General features: G+C 74.2%; 28 protein-coding genes. 12 read left to right on the top strand and 16 right to left on the bottom strand.

The window, feature by feature from the left end; genetic code table 11:
* Positions 1–353 precede the first annotated feature (353 nt).
* From JT721_RS10685 to JT721_RS10670, 4 genes are read right to left on the bottom strand one after another with little or no spacing between them, the layout of a single operon-like run.
* Positions 354–815, bottom strand: coding sequence for an SRPBCC family protein (locus JT721_RS10685; RefSeq protein ID WP_205473086.1), 462 nt, complete (start codon positions 813–815; stop codon positions 354–356).
* The gene (locus JT721_RS10680; RefSeq protein ID WP_205473085.1) at positions 812–1294 is read right to left on the bottom strand and encodes a glutathione peroxidase; all 483 of its coding nucleotides are present in this window, start codon (positions 1292–1294) and stop codon (positions 812–814) included. The genes JT721_RS10685 and JT721_RS10680 overlap by 4 nt, the downstream gene beginning before the upstream one ends.
* Before the next feature lie 2 nt (positions 1295–1296).
* On the bottom strand, positions 1297–1710 hold the full coding sequence (locus tag JT721_RS10675) for a hypothetical protein (protein ID WP_205473084.1): 414 nt from the start codon (positions 1708–1710) through the stop codon (positions 1297–1299).
* Positions 1707–2342, bottom strand: a complete 636-nt coding sequence (locus JT721_RS10670; protein ID WP_205473083.1) for a nitroreductase family protein — start codon at positions 2340–2342, stop codon at positions 1707–1709. The genes JT721_RS10675 and JT721_RS10670 overlap by 4 nt, the downstream gene beginning before the upstream one ends.
* Positions 2343–2504: 162 nt before the next feature.
* Between JT721_RS10670 and JT721_RS10665 the strand changes: the two genes are divergently transcribed.
* Positions 2505–2702 carry a DUF3618 domain-containing protein gene (locus tag JT721_RS10665; RefSeq protein ID WP_205473082.1) on the top strand — a complete coding sequence of 66 codons (198 nt, stop codon included), beginning with the start codon at positions 2505–2507 and terminating at the stop codon, positions 2700–2702.
* A 30-nt stretch (positions 2703–2732) separates the two neighbouring features.
* Here the strand turns inward: JT721_RS10665 and JT721_RS10660 are convergent, their stop codons facing one another.
* Genes JT721_RS10660 through JT721_RS10650 form a run of 3 tightly spaced genes read right to left on the bottom strand, consistent with a single transcriptional unit; the run spans position 2733 to position 4167 of the window.
* The gene (locus JT721_RS10660) at positions 2733–2942 is read right to left on the bottom strand and encodes a hypothetical protein (protein WP_205473081.1); all 210 of its coding nucleotides are present in this window, start codon (positions 2940–2942) and stop codon (positions 2733–2735) included.
* Positions 2943–3000: 58 nt separating this feature from the next.
* Positions 3001–3495, bottom strand: coding sequence for a DUF6328 family protein (locus JT721_RS10655; protein ID WP_205473080.1), 495 nt, complete (start codon positions 3493–3495; stop codon positions 3001–3003).
* 9 nt (positions 3496–3504) lie between these two features.
* Positions 3505–4167, bottom strand: a complete 663-nt coding sequence (locus tag JT721_RS10650) for an HAD family hydrolase (protein WP_205473079.1) — start codon at positions 4165–4167, stop codon at positions 3505–3507.
* 151 nt (positions 4168–4318) lie between these two features.
* Between JT721_RS10650 and JT721_RS10645 the strand changes: the two genes are divergently transcribed.
* Entirely contained in the window at positions 4319–4591 is a 273-nt protein-coding gene (locus tag JT721_RS10645) for a Rho termination factor N-terminal domain-containing protein (protein ID WP_205473078.1), read from the top strand.
* An 8-nt stretch (positions 4592–4599) separates the two neighbouring features.
* Positions 4600–5028, top strand: a complete 429-nt coding sequence (locus JT721_RS10640; protein WP_205473077.1) for a hypothetical protein — start codon at positions 4600–4602, stop codon at positions 5026–5028.
* A 37-nt stretch (positions 5029–5065) separates the two neighbouring features.
* Here the strand turns inward: JT721_RS10640 and JT721_RS10635 are convergent, their stop codons facing one another.
* A complete protein-coding gene (locus tag JT721_RS10635) occupies positions 5066–5683 on the bottom strand; it encodes a class I SAM-dependent methyltransferase (RefSeq protein WP_205473076.1) in 618 nt (205 codons plus the stop codon).
* Between the two features lie 69 nt (positions 5684–5752).
* Here JT721_RS10635 and JT721_RS10630 point away from each other — a divergent pair, with 69 nt between their 5' ends.
* The 6 genes from JT721_RS10630 to JT721_RS10605 all read left to right on the top strand — a co-directional run bounded on the left by JT721_RS10630 (position 5753) and on the right by JT721_RS10605 (position 10923).
* Positions 5753–6133, top strand: coding sequence for a helix-turn-helix transcriptional regulator (locus tag JT721_RS10630; RefSeq protein ID WP_205473127.1), 381 nt, complete (start codon positions 5753–5755; stop codon positions 6131–6133).
* Entirely contained in the window at positions 6133–7050 is a 918-nt protein-coding gene (locus JT721_RS10625; RefSeq protein ID WP_205473075.1) for a cation diffusion facilitator family transporter, read from the top strand. The genes JT721_RS10630 and JT721_RS10625 overlap by 1 nt, the downstream gene beginning before the upstream one ends.
* A gap of 134 nt (positions 7051–7184) precedes the next feature.
* A complete protein-coding gene (locus tag JT721_RS10620; protein WP_205473074.1) occupies positions 7185–7664 on the top strand; it encodes a hypothetical protein in 480 nt (159 codons plus the stop codon).
* A 187-nt stretch (positions 7665–7851) separates the two neighbouring features.
* Positions 7852–9096: a D-arabinono-1,4-lactone oxidase gene (locus JT721_RS10615; RefSeq protein ID WP_205473073.1), complete on the top strand. Its 1245-nt coding sequence runs from the start codon at positions 7852–7854 to the stop codon at positions 9094–9096.
* A gap of 91 nt (positions 9097–9187) precedes the next feature.
* Positions 9188–9763, top strand: a complete 576-nt coding sequence (locus JT721_RS10610; protein ID WP_205473072.1) for a TetR/AcrR family transcriptional regulator — start codon at positions 9188–9190, stop codon at positions 9761–9763.
* Positions 9764–9789: 26 nt separating this feature from the next.
* Positions 9790–10923, top strand: coding sequence for an SGNH/GDSL hydrolase family protein (locus JT721_RS10605; protein WP_205473071.1), 1134 nt, complete (start codon positions 9790–9792; stop codon positions 10921–10923).
* Here the strand turns inward: JT721_RS10605 and JT721_RS10600 are convergent.
* Together JT721_RS10600 and JT721_RS10595 are read right to left on the bottom strand one after the other, a co-directional pair.
* The gene (locus tag JT721_RS10600; protein ID WP_205473070.1) at positions 10920–12428 is read right to left on the bottom strand and encodes an NAD(P)/FAD-dependent oxidoreductase; all 1509 of its coding nucleotides are present in this window, start codon (positions 12426–12428) and stop codon (positions 10920–10922) included. The two genes, JT721_RS10605 and JT721_RS10600, sit on opposite strands and share 4 nt — an antisense overlap.
* A gap of 1 nt (position 12429) precedes the next feature.
* Positions 12430–13002: a hypothetical protein gene (locus JT721_RS10595; RefSeq protein WP_205473069.1), complete on the bottom strand. Its 573-nt coding sequence runs from the start codon at positions 13000–13002 to the stop codon at positions 12430–12432.
* A 254-nt stretch (positions 13003–13256) separates the two neighbouring features.
* On the opposite strand from JT721_RS10595, the gene JT721_RS10590 reads away from it, so the two are divergent.
* Together JT721_RS10590 and JT721_RS10585 are read left to right on the top strand one after the other, a co-directional pair.
* A complete protein-coding gene (locus JT721_RS10590; protein ID WP_205473068.1) occupies positions 13257–14261 on the top strand; it encodes an SDR family oxidoreductase in 1005 nt (334 codons plus the stop codon).
* Between the two features lie 73 nt (positions 14262–14334).
* Positions 14335–15201: a helix-turn-helix transcriptional regulator gene (locus JT721_RS10585; protein WP_240340431.1), complete on the top strand. Its 867-nt coding sequence runs from the start codon at positions 14335–14337 to the stop codon at positions 15199–15201.
* A 240-nt stretch (positions 15202–15441) separates the two neighbouring features.
* Here JT721_RS10585 and JT721_RS10580 read toward each other — a convergent pair whose 3' ends face one another.
* Genes JT721_RS10580 through JT721_RS10570 form a run of 3 tightly spaced genes read right to left on the bottom strand, consistent with a single transcriptional unit; the run spans position 15442 to position 19380 of the window.
* Complete coding sequence (locus JT721_RS10580; RefSeq protein WP_205473067.1) at positions 15442–16518, bottom strand: ABC transporter ATP-binding protein; 1077 nt, start codon at positions 16516–16518, stop codon at positions 15442–15444.
* Positions 16511–18265 carry an iron ABC transporter permease gene (locus JT721_RS10575; RefSeq protein WP_205473066.1) on the bottom strand — a complete coding sequence of 585 codons (1755 nt, stop codon included), beginning with the start codon at positions 18263–18265 and terminating at the stop codon, positions 16511–16513. The genes JT721_RS10580 and JT721_RS10575 overlap by 8 nt, the downstream gene beginning before the upstream one ends.
* A complete protein-coding gene (locus tag JT721_RS10570; RefSeq protein WP_205473065.1) occupies positions 18262–19380 on the bottom strand; it encodes an ABC transporter substrate-binding protein in 1119 nt (372 codons plus the stop codon). The genes JT721_RS10575 and JT721_RS10570 overlap by 4 nt, the downstream gene beginning before the upstream one ends.
* Before the next feature lie 99 nt (positions 19381–19479).
* On the opposite strand from JT721_RS10570, the gene JT721_RS10565 reads away from it, so the two are divergent.
* Positions 19480–20502: a glycerate kinase gene (locus JT721_RS10565; protein ID WP_205473064.1), complete on the top strand. Its 1023-nt coding sequence runs from the start codon at positions 19480–19482 to the stop codon at positions 20500–20502.
* 6 nt (positions 20503–20508) lie between these two features.
* On the opposite strand, the gene JT721_RS10560 is transcribed toward JT721_RS10565, so the two are convergent.
* From JT721_RS10560 to JT721_RS10550, 3 genes are read right to left on the bottom strand one after another with little or no spacing between them, the layout of a single operon-like run.
* Positions 20509–22176, bottom strand: a complete 1668-nt coding sequence (locus JT721_RS10560) for an FAD-binding dehydrogenase (RefSeq protein ID WP_205473063.1) — start codon at positions 22174–22176, stop codon at positions 20509–20511.
* Positions 22176–22550, bottom strand: a complete 375-nt coding sequence (locus JT721_RS10555; RefSeq protein ID WP_205473062.1) for a DUF4387 domain-containing protein — start codon at positions 22548–22550, stop codon at positions 22176–22178. Before JT721_RS10555 ends, JT721_RS10560 begins: the two co-directional genes overlap by 1 nt.
* Positions 22543–23925, bottom strand: a complete 1383-nt coding sequence (locus JT721_RS10550) for an acyclic terpene utilization AtuA family protein (RefSeq protein ID WP_205473061.1) — start codon at positions 23923–23925, stop codon at positions 22543–22545. The genes JT721_RS10555 and JT721_RS10550 overlap by 8 nt, the downstream gene beginning before the upstream one ends.
* Between the last annotated feature and the right edge of the window lie 44 nt (positions 23926–23969).

Below are 23969 nucleotides of genomic sequence, written 5' to 3'. Positions count from 1 at the left end.
CGCTGGCGCTCCTCGCTGCTCGACCACCGGTACCTGCGCTGGTCGAGGTGCGAAGGCCGCCAGGCCTGAGCCTCGAGACCCGGCGAGCCAAGAGCCCTCCCGTGGGAACGGGAGGGCGTTCGGCCGTCTGGGGTTTCGAGGCTCGCTCCGCTCGCACCTCAACCAGCGCCGGTGGTCGAGGAAGGACGAAGTCCTGTCTCGAAACCCGGTGAGACGGAAGCCCTCCCGTTCCCGCCGGAGCGCGTTCGGGTGCGGGGGTTTCGAGGCTCGCTCCGCTCGCACCTCAACCAGCGCCGGTGGGGACGGTCGGCTTTCGGCTGCCGGGGGCTCGTCGCCGCTCGACCAGCGCGGGGTCAGGCGCCGAGGCGGTTGAGGAAGTTCTTGGCGAAGCGGTCGCCGATGGTGCCCATGACGCCCTTCATCGTGGCGCGGACGGCGGGGCCGGCGGCGCGGGGCAGGGGCAGGTCGACGCAGATCGTCAGGTCGATGGTGAGCAGGGTGCCGTCGTCGGCGTCCTCGAGCTCGTAGATGCCCTCGACGCCGGCGCGCTCCCGGCCCTCGGGCGGGTCGTGGGTGAAGTCGATCCGGCTCTGCGGCGTGAGCGTCATCCGTTCGGTGAACGTCGGGGAGACCTTGCGACCCAGGACCTCCAGGCCGCCCATCTCCCAGATCCAGTGCTCACCGCGGGGGGTGATCCGGGTGACGAACGGCGTCATGCTCGCGACCTGGGCGGGGTCGGTGAGCACCGCCCAGACCGCGTCGCGGTCGGCCCGGACGACGTCGCTGGCGCTGGTGTGGGCGCTGAACGTGGTCACGCGCGCAGCGCCTCCTCGATGTCGCCGGCGAGCTTCTCGGGCTTCGTGGTCGGCGCGTAGCGGCCGAGCACCCGGCCGTCCCTGCCGACGAGGAACTTGGTGAAGTTCCACTTGATCGCGCCGCCGAGCAGGCCGCCCTTCTGCTCCTTGAGCCAGCGGAACAGCGGGTGGGCGCCGTCGCCGTTGACCTCCACCTTGGAGAACAGCGGGAACCGGACGCCGAAGCTGCGCTCGCAGAAGTCGGCGATCTCGGCGTCGTCGCCGGGCTCCTGGTGGCCGAACTGGTCGCACGGGAAGCCGAGCACGGTGAACCCGAGGTCGGCGAAGGAGTCGTGCAGCTCCTGCAGGCCCTGGTACTGCGGGGTGAACCCGCACTGCGAGGCCGTGTTGACCACGAGCACCACCTGGCCGTCGTAGGACGACAGATCGACGTCCTCGCCGGTGATCGAGGTCGCCCGGAAGTCCGACAGGGAGGTCATGGTCACGAGTCTGCCAGCCGCCCCAGCGCGCGCACCGGCTGCTGGTGGCGGGCCGGGTTGGCGTGCCCGTCGAGGGCGACGCGCACCAGGCGGCCGCCGGCGTCGATCTCGACCCAGTCCGCGCCGAGGTCGCGCACGTCGCCCTCCACCAGCCAGCGGCCGTCGGGCAGCGCCTCGACCCGCCCGGCGGGCCGGCAGCGGGTCAGGTCGGTCTCGGCGACGAGCAGCAGCGGCCGGTCGCGACGCCGGCCCAGGGTCAGCCCGAGGCCGAGCACCAGCAGGAGGAACAGGTCCGCCACGGCCGTGACCCCGACCAGGCCGGCGGGCACGTCGCGGCCGCTGACCAGGCCGTGCCCCAGGGGCAGGTTGACCAGGGCGGCCAGCAGCGCGACCGCGCCGAGGTGGCGCGCGGTCACGGCTCCAGGCCCGGCCACGGGGTGCCCCACGACCCGGCGTGCACCCACTGCTCGGCCGGTCGGCGGCGCCGCACCCGGTGCTCGCGCTCGCGGTCGCGCTCGGGCACGTCGTCGAGGTCGCCCGGTACGCCGACCGCGATGCCGGCGAGCAGCCGCACCCACGGCGGCGCGCCGAGGTCGGCGGCGAGCCCGGTGCGGTCGAAGCCGGCGAACTGGTGGGCGTGCAGGCCCATCGCGCGCGCCTGGAGGGTCACGTGGGCGGCGGCCTGCCCGGCGTCGTACTCCGCGTGGGCCGGCTTGGTGCCACCCTCGCCGCGGTCGTCAGGAGCGACCTGGGCGCCGACGACGAGCACCAGCGAGGCCCGGGGCACCCAGCCGGCGTTGCCGCGCGAGAGTCGGGCGACCAGCAGGTCGTGGGTGGCGTCGCCGCGCTCGGCGACCACCAGGTGCCACGGTTGGGCGTTGCCGCAGCTCGGTGCCCACTGCGCGGCCCGGATCAGCGCGACCACCTGCTCGCGTCCCACCACGTGAGCGGGGTCGAAGACGCTGGGGCTCCACCGGGAGCGCAGCGGCTCGGCCAGCACCTCCGCGCCCGGCATCGGGGCGCCGCGCCGGTGGGGGATCTCGGCCATGGATGTCAGTCTGGCAGCCCACGGCGTCGCGGATGTGGGGAGCGGCGGCGGGGCACCGGCACGCCATGACCCAGCAACGACTCGGGAGGACCGACCACGCGGTGGTGGGTGGCAACGACGACGCCGCGCTCGACGACGCCGCGCTCGGGGGAGGCAGGACCCGTGCCGCGCGAGGGTGAGCTCGAGGCACTCGAGGCCGAGCTCGAGCAGACCCGCCAGCGGCTGGCCGGCACCGTCGACCAGCTGACCTCCCGGCTGGAGGCGCAGGCCCGCACCGGCCTCCGGCGCGGTGCGGTGGTGCTCGGCGCCGGCGTCGTGGTGGTCGTCGTGGTGGTCGTGCTGCGCCGCCGGGGCCGCTGAGACGAAGCCCGGCGTGGCCCGGGATCCGGCCTAGCGCAGCACCTCGGCGGCCGAGACCGCCCCGTGCTCGTCCTGGATCGCGTCGGCGAGCCGGGTCACCTCGTCGTCGCTGAGCTCGATCCCCACCTCCTGGGCGCCCTTGCGGAGCTCGTCGGCGACCTTGCCCTCGGTGGCGCCGTCCTGCCACGACGACACCCGGTCGACCACTGCCTGCACTGCCTCGATGCGCTCGTCAGTCATGCCGGTGCGGTAACCGGCCGGGAGGCCGCGCAACCACCCGCGCCCGTCGTACGACGCGTCAGGTGTCGTCGTCGGCGCGGTCGCCCCGGCGGCGCAGCGTCACCGGCACCGCGACGAAGAGCACCGCGAGCACCAGGCCCACCGAGCCGCCGGCGACCATCGCCGCGGTGCGGTCGACCACCATGTCGAAGACGAACGCCGTCATCCCCACCACCAGCAGCGCGATGGTCGTGATCACCCCCCAGACCAGGCGCTGGGCGGCGGCCACGACCTGCTGCTTGACCTGCCGTCCCGAGAGCGCGCGGTGGATCGCGACCGGGGTCATCACCAGCGCGGTGACCAGTGCGGCGAGCACGACCAGGCACAGGTAGACGACGTGCTGGAAGGAGTCGAGCTCCTCGAACCGCTCCTGGAAGGGCAGCGTCAGCAGGATCCCGGCCACCAGTTGGGCCCCGGTCTGCATCACCCGGAGCTCCTGCACCAGGTCGTCCCACTTGCGGTCGAGGCGCTCGGTCTCGGTCTCGCGGCGACCGGTGACCGGGTGCGGGTCCACGGCCCGGCCTCAGCCCGGCCCGCCCGCGGCGAGGTGCCGCGCCAGGTCGGCCGGGGTGCCGTAGACCGTCGAGGCCCCGGCGGACCGGAGCTCGGCCTCGGTGATCCCGCCGCACAGCACGCCGATGCCGCGGACGCCGGCTCGGGCGGCGGCCCGCATGTCCCACTCGGTGTCGCCGAGCAGCACGGCGCGGTCGGGGTCGTCGATGCCCTCGAGGGCGGCGGTCACCAGGTCGGCGGCCGGCTTGCTCTGGTCGACGTCGGAGCCGGTGACCACCCGTTCCAGCAGGCGGCGCCGGCCGTCGAGGAGGTCGAGCAGCCGGTCGGTGACCTCGGCCTCCGCGGAGCTGGCGAGCACCAGCGTCGCGCCCCGGTCGTGCCAGGTCTCCAGCAGGTCGACGGCGCCCTCGGTGGGCACGATCTCGTGGAACCGCTGGTCGAGCTGCTCGCCGTGGCGGCGGCGTACCTCGTCACCCAGGGAGTGCTCGGCGGCCTCGCCCGCCACGTGGGCGACCAGGCGGTCGGCGCCCATGCCGATCACCCGGTGCAGCCGGAACGCCGGCACGGTGAGGCCGACGTCGCGGAACGCCGCCTGCCAGGCCGAGACGTGCACGTAGACCGAGTCGACCAGGGTGCCGTCGAGGTCCAGGACCACCGTCTCCACCGCGTCCACCCGTGCTCCTCCGCTCTGCGTCCGTCGTCCTGCCGGGGCCGACCCACCCGGTGCCCCGCCCGCGGGTTCGCATTCTGCTGGACCCTAGGTACGGGAATGGGCGAGCGGGCGGGGGGTAGTGGGCGGGAGGACGTCGACGGAAGGAGCCGAGATGCCGGCGAGCAAGAAGCCCGGGCCCAGCGTCAAGGACGACGAGCTGTACGAGAAGCTCCGCGACGAGGGCAACAGCAAGGAGAAGTCGGCGCGGATCGCCAACGCCGCCGCCGCCGAGGGGCGCTCGAAGGTCGGCAGCCGCGGCGGCAGCCACGGGTCGTACGACGACTGGACGGTCGAGGAGCTGCGCAAGCGCGCCGCCGAGCTGGAGATCGAGGGCCGGTCGTCGATGAGCAAGGGCGAGCTCGTCGACGCCCTGCGCGACCACTAGGGCCGCGGATGGTCGACGACCACAGCCGGCCCGACGGCCTCGACGACGCCACCGTCGAGGCGCTGGGCAAGCTCGGGGAGGCCCTGGAGGCCACCGAGCACGCTCGCGGCCACCTCTACGCCTTCCACCGCACGACCGGCCGCAGCGACCTGCTGCTCGGCGAGGCAGTCGACCTGTTCCGCGAGGCCGGCCACCCCGAGCTCGCTGACCGGCTCGCCACCGAGCTCGTGGGCCGCAACGTGATCGCCGACCGCTGGACCTTCCAGCTGGTCGAGGACTACGACGACAACTACTGGTCGGCGTTCCGCGAGCTCGAGCGCGAGGCGCGCGACCGGCTCGCCGGGGGCCGGCGTCACCTCTACGAGGCCGAGATGAAGGCCGAGCGGCGCACCCACGGCGCACCCCACCACGAGGCGGGGCCGGGGGCGGCGGGCTGAACCACGGGCTGATCCGCGGGCTGATCCGCGAGCTGAGTCAGCCGCGGACGACGGCCCGGGTCACCCAGGCCCAGGGCTTGCCGGGCCCCGGTGCGAGGTAGCCCTGGTCGACCGCCTCGACGGTGAACCCGGCACCGGCGGCGAGGGCCAGCGGGTCGCGGCTGAGGTGGCAGCCGCCGGCCACCCGCCGTTGCAGCGGGTCGAGGCGGCGCTGCCAGCGGCGTACCCGAGGGGTCGGGCCGAGGCCGTGCTCGAGCAGGTGCAGCCGCCCGCCCGGCACCAGCACCCGGCGCAGCTCGGCGAGCGCCCGCCCGGGGTCGGCGACCGTGCAGAGCGTGAAGGTGCACAGCGCGGCGTCGTAGGAGTCGTCGGGGGCGGCGAGGGCCTGGCCGTCGAGGCCGACCCGGCGCACCGGCACGTCGTACGCCGCCCGGCGGCCGGCCGAGCGCTCCCACCCCAGGTCGAGCGGCTCCACCGCGTCGACGCCGGTCACCCCGGTCGGCAGGTGGGGCAGGTTGAGCCCGCTGCCGAAGCCGATCTCGACCACGCGTCCGGCCAGGCCGCGGCAGGCCTCGGCCCGGAGCCGGTCGACGGGCGGCTGCGACAGCGACGCGTCGGTCAGCCGCGGCACCACCCGCTGCTCCCACCACCCCATGCCGGGACCCTACGCCGATCGCGTCGACTGGCCGGTGACGCCGGGAGTCGATAGCATCGTCAGGTGGCGATGCTGACAGGCGCACCGACGGTGCCGACCCCGGTCGAGGACACCGAGGAGGACCTCGCGGCGCTCGCCGTCGCGGCGTACCTGTTCCGGGCGCTGGGCGACCCCTCGCGACTGGTGATCCTGCGCCACCTCGCGCTCGGGCCCCACCGGGTCGTCGACCTGGTCGCGCACCTCGGCCTGGCGCAGTCGACGGTGTCGAAGCACCTGGCCGTGCTGCGCGAGTGCGGGCTGGTCGAGTCGACGCCGCGGGGCCGGGCCTCGGTCTTCTCGCTGGTGCCCGGCGTGCCGGTCGACGCGCTGTTCCGGGCCGCCGAGGGCGTGCTCGCCGCCACCGGCGACCCCGTGCCGCTGACGCCCGCCCCCTCGCCGAGGGCGCGCTGATGGGGCACGGTCACCACCACGGCCACCACCAGACCGGGTCGGCCACCGGACGTCACCGCTGGCGGCTGGCGGCGACCTTCGCGCTGGTGGCGGCGTTCCTGGTCGTCGAGCTGGTCGCCGGGCTGGTCTCCGGGTCGCTGGCGCTGGTCTCCGACGCCGGCCACATGGCCGCCGACGTGGTCGCCCTCGGCGCCGCGCTGGCCGCCACCCGGATCGCGACCCGCCCCGACCCCACCGGGCGGCGCACCTACGGCTCCTACCGCGCCGAGATCTTCGCCTCCGGCTTCACGGTGCTGCTGATGCTCGGGGTGTCGGCGTACGTCGTGGTCGAGGCGGTCTCGCGGGCCGGGGCACCGGTCGACGTCGCGACCACGCCGATGCTGGTCGTGGGCGCACTCGGCCTGGCCGTCAACGCGGTCTCGATGCTGCTGCTGCGCAGCGGGGCGGGCGAGTCGCTGGCGGTCAAGGGCGCCTACTACGAGGTGGTCTCCGACGCCGCCGGCAGCGTGGGCGTGCTGGCCGCGGGGGTGCTGGTCGCGGTCACGGGCGACGGCTGGTGGGACACCGCGGTGGCGCTCGCGATCGGCGCCTTCGTGGCCGTGCGGGCCGTGGTGCTGGGCCGCGAGGTGCTCTCGGTGCTGGCCCAGCACGTGCCGCCGGGGATGGACCTCGACGCGGTCGTCCGCGACCTCGACGCCGTGCGCGGCGTCGCCGACGTGCACGACCTCCACGCCTGGACGCTCACCTCCGGCATGACCGTCGCCACCGCCCACCTGGTGCTGGCGCCCGGCGCCGACGCCCAGGCCGTGCTCGCCGGCGCCCAGCGGGTGCTCCGCGAGGACCACCACGTCGAGCACGCCACCCTCCAGGTCGAGGCGGTCGCCGCCAGCCGGGAGTGCCACGACACCACCTGGTGAGGCGCCCCGCCGGCGGTAGTCCGTGACGTTCGCGCCCCTTCGCGGGCCGATCCGGGGCCGAAACGTCACGGACTACCGCGCCACCGGCCGCGTGTCCCTCGTCTTCGAACGCGTGTTCGACTACGCTGCCACCCATGACGGCGCTGCTGAGCGAGATCTCCGCCCTGGACCCGCAGGCCACCCTCTCCCGGGCCGGGAGCGTGCTGCGCTGCCGACGGGCGGCGGAGGTCGAGGACGCCGAGGTGGTGCTCCACTGGGCCGACCTCCACGCCAGCGACGACGGGCTCGCCCTCGGCGGGCCCGGTACCCCGGCGGTGGCCGAGCACTGCCTGGCTCAGCTGGCCCTGGCCCGGCAGACCCACCCGCTCGAGCTCGAGGCGTTCCTGTCCGACCTGCTCGACCTGCGGCACCGGCTGCCGCGCACCTGGGACCGGGTGCGCGAGCTCTCCTGCGCGCTGTGGCTCGCCCGCAAGGTCGCCACCGTCTCCCGCGGCCTCGACGCCGAGGGGGCGGCCGAGGTCGACCGCCGGGTCGTCGACGCGCTGCCGTTCGAGACCCCCGGGCAGGTCCTGGTGGAGGCCGAGACCGTGGTCCGGCGACGACTGCACGGCTGAAGCATCCCGACGTGACGCGGTCACCTCACCCGTTCGGGTGGATTTCTCCGGGACCGGGATGAACTCCGCCGCGACCGGGAACCTGAGGTACGTCGCCGACCGGGCAGGGACGGACTCACGCAGGCCGCACCCACCCAGCCGGCGACACGCACGTCCGGGGCGTGGTGCCCTGAGCGAGGATGGCCGGATGCTGACGAACTGGTCCGGCAACCACACCTACGCCGCGGCGCGGGTGCACCACCCCGCGACGCTCGCCGAGCTGCAGGACGTGGTGGCCGGCTCCCGCCGCGTGCACGCCCTCGGCTCGCGGCACTCGTTCACCGACGCCGCCGACACCGACGGCGACCTCGTCTCGACCGCGGCGCTGCCCGAGGTGGTCGAGGTCGATGTCGACCGGCAGGTGGTGCGGGTCTCGGGCGGGTTGACCTACGGCCGGCTCGCCGAGCTGCTCCACGCCGAGGGCTGGGCACTCGCGACGATGGCGTCGCTGCCCCACATCTCGGTCGCGGGCGCGGTCGCCACCGGCACCCACGGCTCCGGCGACACCACCGGCTCGCTCGCCGCCGCGGTGGCCGGCGTCGAGCTGGTCGACGCCTCCGGCACGCTGCGCCGGGTCGGCCGCGACGACCCCGACTTCGCCGGGCACGTGGTCTCGCTCGGGGCACTCGGCGTCACCACCCACCTGCTCCTCGACGTGGTGCCGACCTACGACGTCCGCCAGGACCTCTACACCGACCTGCCCTGGGACGTCGCCCTCGCCGAGCTCGACGCGGTGACCTCCAGCGCCTACAGCGTCAGCCTGTTCACCGACTGGGCGAGCGGCCGGGTCGCCCAGGTCTGGCTCAAGAGCCGCGGCACCGAGCCGCCGGCGGCCCTGCTCGGCGCCGCCCCCGCGGACGCCACCCTGCACATGCTGGCCGGTGCCGACACCGACGCGGTGACCGAGCAGCGCGGCGTACCCGGGCCGTGGCACGAGCGCCTCCCTCACTTCCGGACCGCGTTCACCCCGAGCCGGGGCGAGGAGCTGCAGAGCGAGTACCTCGTGCCGCGCGCTCGCGCCCTCGAGGCCATCGACCACCTGCGGCGGCTTGCGCCCGGCTTCGCGCCACTGCTCCAGGTCGCCGAGGTGCGCACCGTCGCCGCCGACGACCTCTGGCTCAGCGGCGCCTACGGCACCGACGTCGTGGGGCTGCACTTCACCTGGGTGCGCGACGTGCCCGCCGTGCGGGCGGCGCTCGCACCGGTCGAGGCGGCGCTGCTCCCGCTCGGCGCCCGCCCCCACTGGGGCAAGGTCTTCCTCGCCGGCGCCGCCGACCTCCGGCCGCTCTACCCCCGCTTCGACGACTTCCGCACGCTGGCCGAGCGCCTCGACCCCGACGGTCGGTTCCGCAACGCCTTCCTGGCCCGCCACCTCGACCTGCCCGCCGGCTGACCCAAGTCCGCTGAGCCGTCGTTACTCGTCACGAGTAACAACGACTCGGCGGCCAACCGCTACCGATCGTTCTATCCGGTAGACTGGGTGGGTGCCGACCCCGACCCGTCGTACCTCCGAGGCCCGGGACCGCCTGCTCCGGATCGCCAGCGGCATCTTCTACGCCAAGGGGATCCACTCGGTCGGTATCGAGGAGATCGTGGCGACCGCGGAGGTCACCCGCTCCACGCTCTACCGCCACTTCCCCAGCAAGGAGGATCTGGTGGTGGCCTACCTCGACAGCGCGAGCCTGGCCGAGCGCCAGCAGGTCGCGGCGCTGATCGCCGACGACCAGTCGCCGGAGGACGCCGTGCGCTCGGTCGCCGCGGCCGTCGCGGCGCAGATCCGCAACCCGGTCTTCCGTGGTTGCGCGTTCCTCAACGCTGCCGCCGAGTACCCCGACGCCGACCATCCCGTGCGCCGCGCGGTGCGCGACCACCGGCAGTGGTTCCTCGACACGGTCACCACGCTCGTCGAGCGCCTGCCCGACCGGCCACCGGCGCACGCCGCCGAGCTCTTCGTGCTGCTGCGCGACGGCGCGATGGCCGCCGGCTGCCTCGCCGACCCCGACGAGGTCGCCCGGACCTTCCTCGACGGCGTCGAGGGGCTCCTCGCCGCGCGCGCCTGACCCCACCTCCCACGACAGGAGCAGCGATGTTCGACGCCGACCTGGTCCGGGGTGCCCTCGAGCTCGAGCGCACCGAGCACGGCCTCCGGCCGCACCGGCTGCCCGCGTGGGCCCGCGCCCAGACCCACGACCCCCAGCTCCACCTGGTCGAGGCGCAGCCGTCGGGGGTGCGGGTCGCGATGCACACCGACGCGACGTCGTTCGAGCTCGACGTGCTCGCGACCAAGCGCCGCTACGCCGGCGCCCCGGTGCCGCCCGACGGCAGCTACGACGTGGTGGCCGACGGCGTGGTGGTCGGCCAGCTGCACGCGGAGGGGGGCAACATCCTCCACGTCGACATGATGACCGGCGAGGGCACCCTCGAGCCGGGCGAGCCGACGACGCTGGCGTTCACGGTGCCGGCGGGCTCGCGCACCGTCGAGGTCTGGCTGCCTCACGACGAGCAGACGGTCCTGGTCGACCTGCGCGCCGACGGCGCGGTGCGACCGGTGACCGACGAGCGCCCGGTCTGGCTCCACCACGGCAGCTCGATCAGCCACGGCTCGGCCGCGACCCGCCCCACCGGCACCTGGCCGGCCGTCGCGGCCCGGCTCGCCGACGTCGCCCTGGTCAACCTCGGCCTCGGCGGCAGCGCGCTGCTCGACCCGTTCGTGGCCCGCACCATCCGCGACCAGCCCGCCGACCTGATCAGCCTCAAGCTCGGGATCAACGTCGTCAACCAGGACCTGATGCGGCGGCGCGCCCTCCGGCCGGCCGTGCACGGGTTCCTCGACACGATCCGCGACGGCCACCCCGAGACCCCGCTGCTGCTGGTCTCGCCGATCCTGTGCCCCGTGCACGAGGACGTGCCGGGGCCGACGGCGCCCGACCTCGAGGCGCTCGGCGACGGGCGGCTCGCGTTCGTCGCGGCCGGCGACCCGGCCGAGGTCGCCCAGGGCCGGCTGACCCTCACCGCGATCCGCGAGGTGCTGGCGGGCGTCGTCGCCGAGCGCGACGACCCCCACCTCTCCTACCTCGACGGCCGGGAGCTCTACGGCGAGGGCGACACCGGCCGGCTGCCGCTGCCCGACAACCTCCACCCCGACCCCGCCACCCACCTGTTGATCGGGGAGCGGTTCGCCCGGCTCGACTGGTGGGGCCGGGCCGGGCGACGGGGCTAGGCGCTGCGGTCGCCCGCGGCCGGATCGCCGGCGTGCGGGCGACCGTAGGCCTCGAGGAGCCGCAGCCAGACCTCGCTGATGGTGGGGTAGGCCGGCACGGCGTGCCACAGCCGCTTGATCGGCACCTCCCCCGCGACGGCCACCGTGGCCGCGTGGATCAGCTCCGCGACGTCGGGACCGACGAGGGTCGCCCCGAGGACGACCTCGCGCTCCGTGTCCACGACCATCCGGGCCCGACCCCGGTAACCGTCGGCGTGCAGGGCGGCTCCGGCGACAGCGCCGAGGTCGTGGTCGACGACCCGCACCGGGTGGCCGGCCGCCTCGGCGGCGGCGGCGGTGAGTCCCACCGAGGCCACCTCGGGGTCGGTGAAGACGACCTGCGGCACCGCCCGGGTGTCCGCGGTCGCTGCGTGCCAGCCCCACGGTTCGTCGTCCACCTGCCCGCCGCGGGCGCGTACGACGATCGCGTCGCCGAGCGCCCGTGCCTGGTACTTGCCCTGGTGGGTCACGAGCGCCCGTCCGTTGACGTCGCCGACGGCGTACAGCCAGCCGCCGTCGACCACCTCGCCGCCGGCCCCGTCGGTGACCCGCAGGGTCTCGTCGACCGGCAACCACCCGCCGTCCCGCAGCCCGGCCGCGCCGAGGGTGTCGAGTCCGAGGCCGCGGGTGTTGGGCACCCGGCCCACCGCGACCAGCACCTGGTCGGCGCGCACCTGCCCGGCGTCGCCGGCGAGGTCGAGCACGACGTCGGCGCCGTCCCGGCTGGCGCCGACGACCTCGGCGCCGAGCCGCACGGTCACCCCGGACGTCTCGAGCGACTCCACGACCAGCTCGCTCGCGAACGGCTCGGCCGTCGGCAGCACGCCGTCGCGGGCCAGCAGCGTCACGGCCGAGCCGAAGGCGGAGAAGGCGGTCGCCATCTCGGCGGCCACCACGCCCCCACCGACGATCGCGAGCCGCGGCGGGACCTCGGTCGCTGACGCCGCCTCGCGACTGGTCCACGGGGCCACCTCGGCGAGCCCGGGGATCGGTGGCACCAGCGCCGAGGTCCCCGTCGCGACGACGACGGCGTGCCTGGCGGTGAGCACCACCGACGGCTGGTCCGAGCCCGCGGGCAGCACCTCCACCCGGCGCGGCCCGGCCAGGCGGGCCCGACCCCGCACCAGTCCGATGCCGGCGCCGTCGAGCCAGGCGACCTGGCCGTCGTCCTTCCAGTCCGAGGCGAACCGGTCGCGACGGGCCAGCACGGCGGCGACGTCGACCCGGTCGGCGACCGCCTCGCTCGCCCCCGGCAGCGCCCGCGCCGCGCGGAGGGCGGCGGCGCTGCGCAGCAGTGCCTTGGTGGGCATGCACGCCCAGTAGGAGCACTCGCCCCCGACCAGCTCCTGCTCCACGACCGCGGCGCTCAGCCCGCCGGCGACCGCCCGGTCGGCGACGTTCTCACCGGCGGGGCCGCCGCCGATGACGACGACGTCGAAGACCTGCTCGCTGGGTGAGTCGGCCATGTCAGGCCACCTCGGCGGACTGCGCGGTGCGAGCGGTGCGACCCAGGCGGATCGCCGAGGCGAGGAAGAAGATGCCGCCCAGGGTCGCGTAGCCGGCGATGGCGGTCAGCGAGGTGGCCGACCCGGCCATCGCGATGAACGAGCCACCCGCGAGCACCGAGATGCCGCCACTCAGGATCATCGGCCACTGGCCGCCGAGCGACCGGCGGAGCACGCCGACCGCGAGCTGCACGAGCCCTGCGGTGACGGCCCACAGGCCCCAGATCACCAGGATGGCCTGGAGGTCGTCCTTGCCGGCGACGGCGATCGCGACGGCGGCCGCCAGGCTCAGGACCATGTTCACGTAGAGCGCCGGCGTGGGCCGACCGCTGGTCGAGGACCGTGCGTCCACGACGGCGGCGGCGAGGTCGAAGGCCGGGTAGAGCACGGCGAGCCCGAAGGTGAACGCCCCCAGCGGCGACGAGGTGGCCGCGAACAGGGCCGCCCACACCACGGCGAAACCGAACCGGACGAGGTAGAGGCGCCGCAGGGACGGCGCGTGGATCTGCGGCGAGGCCGCTTCGACAGCTGACATGACGGGGGATCTCCTCGGGTTGGTGCCCTCGGGCGAGAGCGAACGATCGGTCTCACTCTGGACCCGTCGTTCCCAGATGTCAAACCGATCGTTCTGTCTCGTGCGACACAGAGCCGGCAAAGGGGGACCGACAGACCCTGAATCTCGCCGCCGAGCTGCGCGACCGTGGGACGCACCCCGCAGCGCGGCCCAGCGGCCCGGTGCGGAGACCCGGAGATCCCGGGACCGATCCGAGACCACCAGGAGCGAACCTCATGCCGCGAACCCCTCTCGACATCACCGTCCCCGACCTCACCGGCCGACGCGCCGTCCTGACCGGAGGCAGCGACGGCATCGGCCTCGGCATCGCCCAGCGGCTCGCGGCCGCCGGCGCCGAGCTGGTGCTGCCCGTGCGCAACCGGGGCAAGGGCCAGGCCGCCGCGGCCGAGATCCGGGCCGCCGCCCCCGGCGCCTCGGTGCTCCTCCACGACCTCGACCTGTCGTCGCTGGAGTCGATCGCGGGGCTCGGCGAGACCCTGCGCGCGGAGGGGGCGCCGATCCACCTCCTGGTCAACAACGCCGGCGTGATGACACCGCCCCAGCGGCAGACGACGGAGGACGGGTTCGAGCTCCAGCTGGGGACGAACCACCTCGGGCACGTGGCCCTGGTGGCCCACCTGCTGCCGCTGCTGCGGGCGGGCCGGGCCCGGGTGACCTCGCAGGTCAGCGTCGCCGCCGCCCGGGGCGGCATGAACTGGGACGACCTCAACTGGGAGCGCTCGTACAACGGGATGCGCGCCTACCGCCAGTCGAAGATCGCGTTCGGGCTGTTCGGGATCGAGCTCGACCGACGCAGCCGCGCCCTGGGCTGGGGCATCACCAGCAACCTCTCGCACCCGGGGGTCGCGCCGACCAGCCTGCTGTCCGCCCGCCCCGAGCTCGGCCGCGACACCGACACCGCCGGGGTGCGGCTGATCCGGGCGCTGTCCGCGCGGGGGCTGCTCACCGGCACCGCCACGACCGCCGGCCTCCCGGCGCTGATGGCGGCGACCTCCCCGGACGCCGAGGGCGGGCTGCTCTACGGACCGCGCGGGTTCCAGCACCTGGCCGGCCCGCCCGCCGAGCAGGCGCTCTACAAGCCGCTGCGCGACCCGGAGGAGGCGCAGCGGGTCTGGCTGGCGTCCGAGAAGCTGGCCGCCGTGACCTTCCCCGGCCCGGACGGCGACGGGTCGCCCGGCGCGCCTGCCGCCGGGCCCGCCCGACGCCACCCCGCCGCCTGATGGCCCGCACCCGCCGGACCCGGGAAGAATCGGGGGCGACGCACGGCGCCGACGCCGGGCAAGGAGGCCGACGATGATCGATCGCCCGCAGCTGGCGGAGTTCCTCCGGCGCCGACGCGAGGCCCTGCAGCCCGAGGACGTCGGGATGCCGCGCGGACAGCGACGGCGTACCCGCGGCCTGCGGCGCGAGGAGGTCGCGGTGCTGTGCCACATGTCCACCGACTACTACTCCCGGCTGGAGCAGGAGCGCGGTCCGCAGCCCTCGGAGCAGATGATCGCCTCGATCGCGCAGGGCCTGCACCTGACCGTCGCCGAGCGCGACCACCTCTTCCGCCTGGCCGGCCACCGGCCCCCGCCTCGCGGACCGAGCAGCGAGCACGTCAGTCCCGGCATGCTCCGGATCTTCGACCGCCTCGCGGACACGCCGGCCGAGATCGTCACCGAGCTGGGCGAGACCCTGCGTCAGACGCCGCCCAAGGTGGCGCTCACGGGCGACTGGACGAGGTTCACCGGGCCGGAGCGCAGCAACGGCTACCGCTGGTTCACCGACCCCTCCTCCCGCGACATCTACGTGGCCGAGGACCACGCGTTCCTCTCGCGGATGTACGCCGCCGGGCTGCGCGGCATCGTAGCCGTCCGGGGTCCGGACTCGCGCGCGGCCGAGCTCACCCGGCTGCTGCTCGAGCGGAGCGAGGAGTTCGCCACGCTGTGGGCCGACCACGAGATCGGCCTGGAGCCGGACGAGGTCAAGCGCTACCAGCACCCCGAGGTGGGTCGGCTCGACCTCAACTGCCAGGTGCTGCTCGACCCCCACCAGTCGCATCGTCTGATGGTCTACACGGCCGACCCCGGCACCGAGAGCTACGAGAAGCTCCAGGTGCTGACCGTGATCGGCGCCCAACGCATGTCGTCGTCCGCCGTGCCGACGCCGTCGTCCTGACTCCGGCGGGTGGGGCCGCCGGCGCACGAACCACGCAAAGGCGCAGTTCATCCCGCCGCACCCGCCGGGCCACCCGCACCAACGGCGCAAAGGCGTGGTTCGTGCCCCAGACGGACCCGCCGCGGTAGTCCGTGACGTTTCGGCCCCTGAACGCCAGCCGGACGGACCCAAACGTCACGGACTACCCGCGATCGGGGCCCGAACGTCACGGACTACCGGCCTCCGGGCGACCCGTCGACGTCAGCCGCGAGCGGCGTACGCCCGGATCGCGTCGGGTGGGAGCTCGAGGGTGAGCTCGGTGCCGTGGTCGATGCGGGTCAGCGTCCGCACGACCAGCTCGTGGTCGCCGAGCACGACGACGTAGCGGTAGTGGTCGCCGAGGAAGGCCGTTGAACGTACCTTCACCGTGACGACGTTGGGGGTCGCCGCCGGCGCCCCGGAGGGGTGTACGACGATCCGCTCCGGGCGGATGGCGAGCCGTGCGGCGCCCTCCGCCGGGGCGGGGGGCGAGACCAGCAGCGGCTCGCCGAGGCCCTCGACCCGCACCCGCGACCGGTCGGCGCCCGGTGCGACGTGGCCGTCGAGGACGTTGACGGTGCCGATGAAGTCGGCGACGAACTCGTCGGCGGGCTGGTGGTAGATCTCCTCGGGGGTCCCGACCTGCCGCACCCGGCCCCGGTCCATCACCATGATCCGGTCGCTCATCGACAGCGCCTCGTCCTGGTCGTGGGTGACGAAGACCGTGGTGACGCCGATCCGCTGCTGGAGGATCCGCAGCCAGTCGCGGGCCCGCTCGCGCAGCTTGGCGTCGAGGTTCGAGAACGGCTCGTCGAGCAGCAACAGGTCCGGCGGGTGGGCCAGGGCGCGGGCCAGCGCGACGCGCTGCTGCTGGCCGCCGCTGAGCTCGTGGGGGTAGCGGCCCTCGAGCCCGCCGAGCTCCACCAGCTCCAGCACCTCCGCGACCCGTTCGCTGCGCTCGCGCCGCGAGACCTTGCGCAGCTTGAGCGGGTAGCCGACGTTGTCGTGCACGGTGAGGTGCGGCCACACGGCGTAGGACTGGAAGACCACGCCGCAGTTGCGCTTCTCGGGAGGCACGTCGACGCGCCGGTCGTCGAAGACGACCCGGTCGCCGAACGCGATCCGGCCGCGGTCGGGCGGGTGCAGTCCGGCGATCGACCACAGCGTCGTCGACTTCCCGCAGCCGCTGGGGCCCAGCAGGGTGAACAGCTCGCCGTCCTCGGCGCGCAGGTCGAGGTCGTGGAGCACCGCGTTGTCGCCGAAGCTCTTGGCGAGGCCGGTGATGGTCAGGTCAGGCATGGATTCGCTTTCCCAGGAAGAGGCGGCCGAGGGCGAGCACCGCCACGGTCAGCAGCATCTGGATCACCCCGAAGGCGGCGACGGCGCCACCGGTGCTGGTCGCGGCGAGCTGGAGCATGGTCAGGCCCATCACCGGGGTCTCGTCGGTGACGAGGAAGACGGCCGGGTCGGAGTCGTTGAGCATCGAGACGAAGAGCAGCACGAAGCAGGTGGCCATCGCCGGGATGCTCAGTCGCAGCGAGATGCTGATCATCGAGCGCCACCAGCCGGCGCCCGAGACGCGCGCGGCGAGGTCGAGGTCGCGGCCGATCGCGGCCAGCGCGGGGTAGAAAGCGCTGTAGCCGACCGCGAGGCTGCGCACGGCGAACGCGAGCCCCAGCCCCCAGAGGCTGCCGCGCAGCGTGTCGGTGGGGTCGAGCAGCACGAACGCCCAGAAGAACGCCATGCCGCACACCAGGCCCGGCATCATCCGCGGCCACAGCATCGCCTGCTGGAGCGACCCGCGCATCCGGAACTCCGAGCGGTGGGCCACCAGCGAGAGCAGCGCGATCACCACGGTGGCGACCAGGCCGCCCACGGTGGCGATCAGCAGGCTGTTGACCACCGAGTCCATCCACACCGGGTTGTCGAGGACGGCTTCGAAGTTGTCGCTGGTCAGCACCGACCACGGCGAGATCAGGGGGGAGAAGATCGAGGTCAGCGACGAGGCGACCACCCCGACCAGCGGCACCACCACCAGGACGACGAGGACGCCGGCCGCCAGCGCCGCCAGCGGCCACCGCCAGGGGCCGAGGTCGACCAGTCGCTTCGCGCTCGACTTGCCCATCACGGTGGCGAACCTCCCGGTGTCGCCGACCACCCGGTTGCGCACCACGAGCAGGGCCGAGACGAACGCGAGCAGGAACAGGGCGCCGGCGGCGACGACCCCCTGCTCCGCGGACGTCCCGTTGATCCAGTGGTCGTAGAGGTAGGTGGAGACCAGGGTGATGTTCTTGGAGAAGCCGAGGATCAGCGGCAGGCCGAGCACCTCGAAGACGACCGCGAACACCAGCAGCGTGGAGTTGGTGATCGCGGGCCGCAGCAGCGGCACGGTGACCGACAGCAGCGCCCGCACCGGGCCGGCGCCCGCGCTGCGGGCGGCGTCCTCGAGCGAGGAGTCGATCGACAGCACCGTGGTGCGGCACAGCAGGAAGACCGTGGGGGCGGCGACGCTGGTGGCGACCAGCGCCATCCCGCCCAGGCTGTAGAGGTCGATGGGGAAGGTCAGCACCGTGTTGAGCTCCAGCCACGAGGTGACGTAGCCCGACGGCGCCCAGGTCGCCATCCAGCCCACCACCAGCACCAGGCCCGGCAGCAGCACCGGCAGCACGAAGACGCCGGTCAGCAGCCGGCGGAACGGCAGGTTGGTGCGGGTCAGCAGCACCGCCGCGACCACGCCGAGGGTGACCGACGAGAGGGTCGAGATGGTGGCGAAGACGAAGCTGTTGCCCACCGCCCGCCACCAGGTCGGGTCGCCCAGCAGGTCACGGAAGTTGTCCAGCGTGAGGTGGCCGCCGGACTCGTAGAGCGGCGTCGACCAGAGCGCGGCGGCGGCGACGGCCAGCACCGGGCCCACGAGCACGAGCAGGGCCACGGCCCAGATCACGTAGTGCCCGGCGGTCGTCGACGCGAGCCGCCGGCTCAGCAGCCCCGCCCGGCCGGGGGCGGGGCCCCGTGGCCCCACCCCCGCCGGGACAGCTGCGGTCATCGACCGAACGCCTCGTTCCAGCGGCTCGTGATCGCGTCCTCGTCCTCGGCCAGCGACCGGTCGTAGGTGCCGATGTTGAGGTTGTCCTCGCCGCCCACGGCGGCGATGACCTGCGGCAGGCCGAAGTCGCACTCCACGCCGTCGCGGTACGGCGTGAACCCGCCCTCGCAGGCCGCCTCCTGGCCCTCGACCGAGAGCATCCAGTTGAGGAACACCTTGCCGGCGTTGGGGTGCGGCGCCTCGGCGGTCACTCCGAGGCCGCGCGGGAGCAGCGGCGTGCCGTCCTCGAAGTAGCGGTAGTTCACGACCTTGGCGACGTCGTCGACGATGAACGCCCGCACCGCACCCCCGACGAAGAACGCCGCGGCGTACTGGCCCTGCGCCAGCTTGGTCGCCAGCGGGCCGCTGCTCGCCTCGACGCTCGCGTGCGGGCCGATCGCCTCGAGGTTGGCCCACCCGTCCTCGCCGTACTTGCCCAGGTAGGCGCTGGTCGCGCCGTACGCCACCGAGTTGTCGAGGGCGGTGGTGCCGATCCTGCCGTCGAGCTCCTCGGCCATCGCCGCGAGCCCCTCCATGGTGGTCGGCTGCTCGGCCTCGGGCAGCAGCGCCTTGTTGAACAGGGCGATGACCGGGTCCTCGGAGATGGCGTAGACGCCGGGGCCGAGGGTGGCGTAGTCGGGCAGGTTCGCGGCGTTCGGGTCGGCGTAGGGCTCGACGTTGCCCGCCTCGATGAAGTCGAGCCAGCCGAGCGCGTCGTTGCTCATCACCACGTCGGCGGTGGGCGAGCCGGTGGCGACCTCGGTGTCGTAGCGCTGGAACATCTGCTGGTCCTCGAGCGGCAGGCTGCGCAGCGTGATCTCGGGGTACGCCGCCTCGAAGGCCTTCTTGATGGGGGCGGTCTGCTGGTCCTCGGCGTTGGTGTACATCAGCACCTCGCCCTCCTCCTTCGCCGCCTCGAGCACCTCGTCGTCGACCGGCGTCACCGCCGAGGCGTCGCCCACGTCGGCGGTCGGCTCCGGGGTGGTCGACGACGGTGCGTCGTCGGCGGAACCGCCGCAGGCCCCGAGTGCCAGCACCGCGGCGATCGCCAGGGGCAGGGCTGCTGTCCTTCTCATGGATGTCCTCGATCCGTCGGCGCAGGTCGCGCGGGGTGTGATGCCCGTCATAGCGTAGTTGCTATTGCAACCTCGTCAAGAGTTGCAGATAGTTTTGCCATGGAAACCTCCGGGCAGCCCGCCCTGCTGGTGGCACCCGACAAGTTCCGGGGCACGGCGACCGCCAGGGAGGTCGCCGAGGCCGTGGCCGCGGCCGCCGGGGAACTCGGCTGGCGGTCCACCGAGCTGCCGCTCTCGGACGGCGGCGAGGGGCTGCTGGAGGCCTTCGGCGGCCCGAACCGGGCGACGGTCGTGACCGGGCCGCTCGGCGACCCGGTCACCGCCCGGTGGCGGTTCGACCGGGGGCTCGCGGTCGTGGAGTCGGCGGAGGCGTCCGGCCTGCTGCACGCCGGTGGCGCCGAGGGCAACGACCCGGTCGCGGCGACCTCCCGCGGCACCGGTGAGCTGCTCGCTGAGGCCCTCGCCGCCGGAGCGCGCGAGGTGGTCGTCGGCCTGGGCGGCACCGCCTGCACCGACGGCGGCCGGGGTGCCTGGGAGGTGCTGCGCGAGGCCGGGCGCTCGCCGTTCGGCGGCACGACCGTCACGGTCTGCGCCGACGTCGGGACCCGCTACCTCGACGCCGCCGCGGTCTTCGGTCCCCAGAAGGGCGCGACGCCCGCGCAGGTCGAGGAGCTGGCCGAGCGGCTGGTGCGGCTGCGGGACCGGCTCGCCGCCGAGCACGGCCGCGACCCCCAGGAGGTCGCGGGATCGGGGGCCGCGGGCGGGCTGGGCGGTGCGCTCGCCGTCCTGGGTGCGCGGGTCGTCAGCGGCTTCGACCACGTCGCCGACCGGCTCGGCCTCGACGACCACGTGGCCCGCGCCGACCTGGTGGTCACCGGGGAGGGCCGGCTCGACGCGTCGTCGTTCGCGGGCAAGGTGGTCGGCGGGGTCGTCGCCCGGGCGCAGGCCGCCGGCCGGCCGGTGGCGGTGGTCGTCGGCGACCGCGACGCCGACGCGGTGGTGCCGGTGCCGGTGCGGTCGCTGGTCGCCGACCACGGCCGGGCCGCCGCGATGGCCGACACGTTGGGTTGCCTCCGCGCGACGGCGGGGCGCCTGCTCAGCGGCGCGGCAGGGAACCGCTGACGACCGTCACCCCACGGCCCGGGCCGCCGCGCGGCCGGCCGTACGCCCGGAGAACAGGCAGCCGCCGAGGAAGGTCCCCTCGAGGGCGTTGTAGCCCATCATCCCGCCGCCGCCGAAGCCGTTGACCTCGCCCGCGGCGTAGAGCCCCGGGAATGGCGACCCGTCGGAGCGCAGGCACCGGCCGTCGAGGTCGGTCTCCAGGCCGCCGAGGGTCTTGCGCGAGAGGACGTGGAGGCGGACGGCGATGAGCGGGCCGGCCTTGGGGTCGAGGAACTTGTGGGGCGTGGCGGTCCGGCTGAGCCGGTCGCCCCGGTAGCCGCGCGCGCCGCGGATCGCGGTGATCTGGGCGTCCTTGGAGAACGGGTTGTCGATCTCGCGGTCCCGCGCCTCGACCAGGCGGCGGATCGCCTCGGTGTCGAGCTCGGGGACGTCGGGGTCGGCGATCGCGTTCATGCCCTTGACCAGCTCGTCGAGGGTGTCGGCGACCACGAAGTCCTCGCCGTGCTGCTTGAACGCCTCGACCGGGCCGGGTGCGCCGCCCCGCACCCGCGACAGCACCAGCTTGATGTCCTTGCCGGTGAGGTCGGGGTTCTGCTCGGAGCCCGAGAGGGCGAACTCCTTCTCGATGACCTTCTGGGTCAGGACGAACCACGAGTAGTCGTGGCCGGTCTGGCGCAGGTGCTGCAGCGTGCTCAGGGTGTCGAAGCCCGGGAAGCACGGCGCCGGCAGCCGCCGGCCGGTGGCGTCGAGCCACAGCGAGGAGGGGCCGGGGAGGATCCGGATCCCGTGGTTGTCCCAGATCGGGTCCCAGTTGCGGATGCCCTCGACGTAGTGCCACATCCGGTCGGGGTTGATCACGCTGGCGCCGGCGTCCTGGGTGATCGCCAGCATCCGCCCGTCGACGTGTGCCGGAACGCCGGAGACCATCGTCCGCGGGGGCGTGCCGAGCCGCGCGGGCCACGCCTTGCGCACCAGGTCGTGGTTGCCGCCGATGCCGCCGCTGGTCACCACCACCGCCTGGCCGCGGATCTCGAACTCGCCCACCGCGGTGCGCGACGACGGACGGCCACGGTCGACGGCGGTGGGCTCGAGCACGGTGCCGCGGACGCCGACGACGGTGCCGCCCTCGACGACCAGCCCGTCGACCTGGTGGCGGAAGGCGAACCGGAGCCGCCCGGTCGAGGCGTGCTCACGCACCCGGCGCTCGAACGGCGCGACCACGCCGGGCCCGGTGCCCCAGGTGATGTGGAAGCGCGGCACCGAGTTGCCGTGCCCCTCGGCGCGGCCGTCGCCGCGCTCGGCCCAGCCGACCAGCGGGAAGAAGCGGTGGCCCATGCCGCGCAGCCAGGCGCGCTTCTCGCCGGCGGCGAAGTCGAGGTAGGCCTCGGCCCAGGCCCGCGGCCACCGGTCCTCGTCGCGGTCGAACTGGGCGCTACCCAGCCAGTCCTGGGTGGCGAGGGCGAGGGAGTCCTTGATCCCCATCCGCCGCTGCTCAGGGCTGTCGACGAGGAACAGCCCGCCGAGGCTCCAGAACGCCTGGCCGCCCAGCGACTGCTCGCCTTCCTGCTCGACGACGACCACGGACCGGCCGGCGTCGGCGGCCTCGGCCGCGGCGACGAGGCCGGCGAGCCCGCCACCGACCACCACCACGTCGGCCTGCTGCTCGGCGGCCATCACGCGCCACCACCCGCGACGGCGGCCACCGGGGTGGCGACCGGCGCCCGCAGCAGCGCGAGCGGCACGTGGTGCTGGCCGGCGTGCATGTCGCGGTCGCGCAGCGAGCCCTGCGACACCGGCCGCGGGAAGGAGATCTTCACGACGTTGAGCGAGGGGATCCGGTAGATCCGGATGGTGCTCGCGTCGACCCGGTAGAGGTCGGCGATCAACCGCTCGTCGAGGAACGACTCGTCGGCCACGATCCGGTAGCCGTCGGCGTCGCGCATGAACAGCTCCATGGTGACCCAGAAAGGGCCGGCGTTCTTGGAGCGGACCTCCAGGGCGAGGTCGCCCAGGGTGGGCGCGTCGGGCGGGCTGGTCGGCTCAGGCATGGACCGGCTCCTCGATCTCGGTGCGGAAGATGGCGGTGGGGGTGATGGAGTCGACGACGTGGTTGAGCACGAACTCGTACGCCGCCCCGCGCTCGACCTCGGCGGGCGAGCTCGGGAAGGCGAGGCTGGGCAGGTAGTCCATCGACGGGGTCGGCAGGTGCAGCATCAGCGGGTTCGCGATCTTGGCGATCGCCGTGGCGGTCGCCTGGTCGGGGGCGTTGACCAGCAGCATCGCACCCACCTCGCGCGGCGGCCCGCTCTCGGGCTCGAGGTCGCCGAGCACGGCGTTGTGGCCGTAGAGGCGCAGGTCGAAGGCGTACTCGTCCTGGGCCAGGCCCAGAATCTGCGCGACCCGGTCGCGGATCACCGTGCCCATCAGCTCGGCCCAGGCGTCGATGTCCTTGAGGATCAGCGGGTCCCTGATGCCGGTGAACGACACCGTCTCGTAGCCGGTGATCCGCGCGCCCTCGAGCTTGATCGTGTGCTGGTCGGCGACCTGGAACCGCGAGCCCTCCACCCGGACGGTGCGCTCGTCGATCGCGACGTACGTCGCGTCGCGCACGTCGAGGGTGCCGTCGGGCTCGCGCATCTCGAAGGGGTCGGCGGTCTCGTAGAGCATGTGGGCGGCCACCGAGATCGGCGTGCACGCTGCGTCGGGGTCCAGTGGCTCGATGGTGAAGCCGGTCGCGTCGATGACCGTGTAGACCCCGCCGGTGCGCGGGTTGCTGGTGGCCTGGCCGCCGCACTCCACGATCTTGGCGGCGTGCCAGGTCGGCCCCGCCGGCATCCCCCTCATCAGCGGGTACGCCGCCGCCACCGCGGTGTCGGTCGCCCGGCCGGCGAGCACCACCTGGGCCCCGGCCCGGAGCGCCTCGACGATGGGCTCGTGGCCCATCAGCCCGACGATGTGGGTGCAGCTCTCGAGGGTCTCGGCGGTCAGGTCGCCCAGCGGCGGCAGCGGGTGGATCCGTCCAGCGTCGAGCGCCTCCTTGAGGTCGGCGGCACTCTGCTCGCTGTAGATCCGAGCGACCCGCAACCCGAGGCCCTCCTCGGCCTGGATCCTCGCCACCATGCCGGCGACCCAGTCGACCCCGGTGTCGGTGCCGCTGGTGCCGCACGAGCCGATGACCAGCGGCACGTCGGCCCGCGCGGCCGCGCGCAGCGCGCTGCGCAGGTCGCGCTCCACCGCCTTGGCCGTGGTCTTCGGCGTCGAGGAGCCCAGGTAGTAGGGCCCGGAGTCGGTGGAGCCCCCGTCGATGGTGATCACGTCGATGCCGAGCGCCAGCCCGCGCTCGATGGTGGCCTCGTCCCAGCCCGCGCCGAGCATGCCGCTCGGCGTCAGGATCCGGACGCGCTCGGCCGGTTCGTTGTCCATGGTTCGTTCTCTCTCTCGGTGGGCTCAGTCGGCAGCAGCTAAGT

It is taken from the genome of Nocardioides sp. SYSU D00038, assembly GCF_016924665.1.
Lineage (GTDB): Bacteria > Actinomycetota > Actinomycetes > Propionibacteriales > Nocardioidaceae > Nocardioides.
The sequence above is the reverse complement of the archived record's forward strand: the minus strand, read 5'-3'. Positions and strand labels throughout refer to the sequence as shown.

Excerpts from the sequence above, each read along its gene's own strand:
- JT721_RS10680 (WP_205473085.1), bottom strand. The coding sequence starts at position 1,294 with ATGACCTCCCTGTCGGACTTCCGGGCGACCTCGATCACCGGCGAGGAC.
- JT721_RS10670 (WP_205473083.1), bottom strand. The coding sequence starts at position 2,342 with ATGGCCGAGATCCCCCACCGGCGCGGCGCCCCGATGCCGGGCGCGGAG.
- JT721_RS10660 (WP_205473081.1), bottom strand. The coding sequence starts at position 2,942 with ATGACTGACGAGCGCATCGAGGCAGTGCAGGCAGTGGTCGACCGGGTG.
- JT721_RS10645 (WP_205473078.1), top strand. The coding sequence starts at position 4,319 with ATGCCGGCGAGCAAGAAGCCCGGGCCCAGCGTCAAGGACGACGAGCTG.
- JT721_RS10640 (WP_205473077.1), top strand. The coding sequence starts at position 4,600 with ATGGTCGACGACCACAGCCGGCCCGACGGCCTCGACGACGCCACCGTC.
- JT721_RS10635 (WP_205473076.1), bottom strand. The coding sequence starts at position 5,683 with ATGGGGTGGTGGGAGCAGCGGGTGGTGCCGCGGCTGACCGACGCGTCG.
- JT721_RS10630 (WP_205473127.1), top strand. The coding sequence starts at position 5,753 with ATGCTGACAGGCGCACCGACGGTGCCGACCCCGGTCGAGGACACCGAG.
- JT721_RS10625 (WP_205473075.1), top strand. The coding sequence starts at position 6,133 with ATGGGGCACGGTCACCACCACGGCCACCACCAGACCGGGTCGGCCACC.
- JT721_RS10620 (WP_205473074.1), top strand. The coding sequence starts at position 7,185 with ATGACGGCGCTGCTGAGCGAGATCTCCGCCCTGGACCCGCAGGCCACC.
- JT721_RS10615 (WP_205473073.1), top strand. The coding sequence starts at position 7,852 with ATGCTGACGAACTGGTCCGGCAACCACACCTACGCCGCGGCGCGGGTG.
- JT721_RS10605 (WP_205473071.1), top strand. The coding sequence starts at position 9,790 with ATGTTCGACGCCGACCTGGTCCGGGGTGCCCTCGAGCTCGAGCGCACC.
- JT721_RS10600 (WP_205473070.1), bottom strand. The coding sequence starts at position 12,428 with ATGGCCGACTCACCCAGCGAGCAGGTCTTCGACGTCGTCGTCATCGGC.
- JT721_RS10595 (WP_205473069.1), bottom strand. The coding sequence starts at position 13,002 with ATGTCAGCTGTCGAAGCGGCCTCGCCGCAGATCCACGCGCCGTCCCTG.
- JT721_RS10590 (WP_205473068.1), top strand. The coding sequence starts at position 13,257 with ATGCCGCGAACCCCTCTCGACATCACCGTCCCCGACCTCACCGGCCGA.
- JT721_RS10585 (WP_240340431.1), top strand. The coding sequence starts at position 14,335 with ATGATCGATCGCCCGCAGCTGGCGGAGTTCCTCCGGCGCCGACGCGAG.
- JT721_RS10580 (WP_205473067.1), bottom strand. The coding sequence starts at position 16,518 with ATGCCTGACCTGACCATCACCGGCCTCGCCAAGAGCTTCGGCGACAAC.
- JT721_RS10575 (WP_205473066.1), bottom strand. The coding sequence starts at position 18,265 with ATGACCGCAGCTGTCCCGGCGGGGGTGGGGCCACGGGGCCCCGCCCCC.
- JT721_RS10570 (WP_205473065.1), bottom strand. The coding sequence starts at position 19,380 with ATGAGAAGGACAGCAGCCCTGCCCCTGGCGATCGCCGCGGTGCTGGCA.
- JT721_RS10565 (WP_205473064.1), top strand. The coding sequence starts at position 19,480 with ATGGAAACCTCCGGGCAGCCCGCCCTGCTGGTGGCACCCGACAAGTTC.
- JT721_RS10560 (WP_205473063.1), bottom strand. The coding sequence starts at position 22,176 with ATGGCCGCCGAGCAGCAGGCCGACGTGGTGGTGGTCGGTGGCGGGCTC.
- JT721_RS10555 (WP_205473062.1), bottom strand. The coding sequence starts at position 22,550 with ATGCCTGAGCCGACCAGCCCGCCCGACGCGCCCACCCTGGGCGACCTC.
- JT721_RS10550 (WP_205473061.1), bottom strand. The coding sequence starts at position 23,925 with ATGGACAACGAACCGGCCGAGCGCGTCCGGATCCTGACGCCGAGCGGC.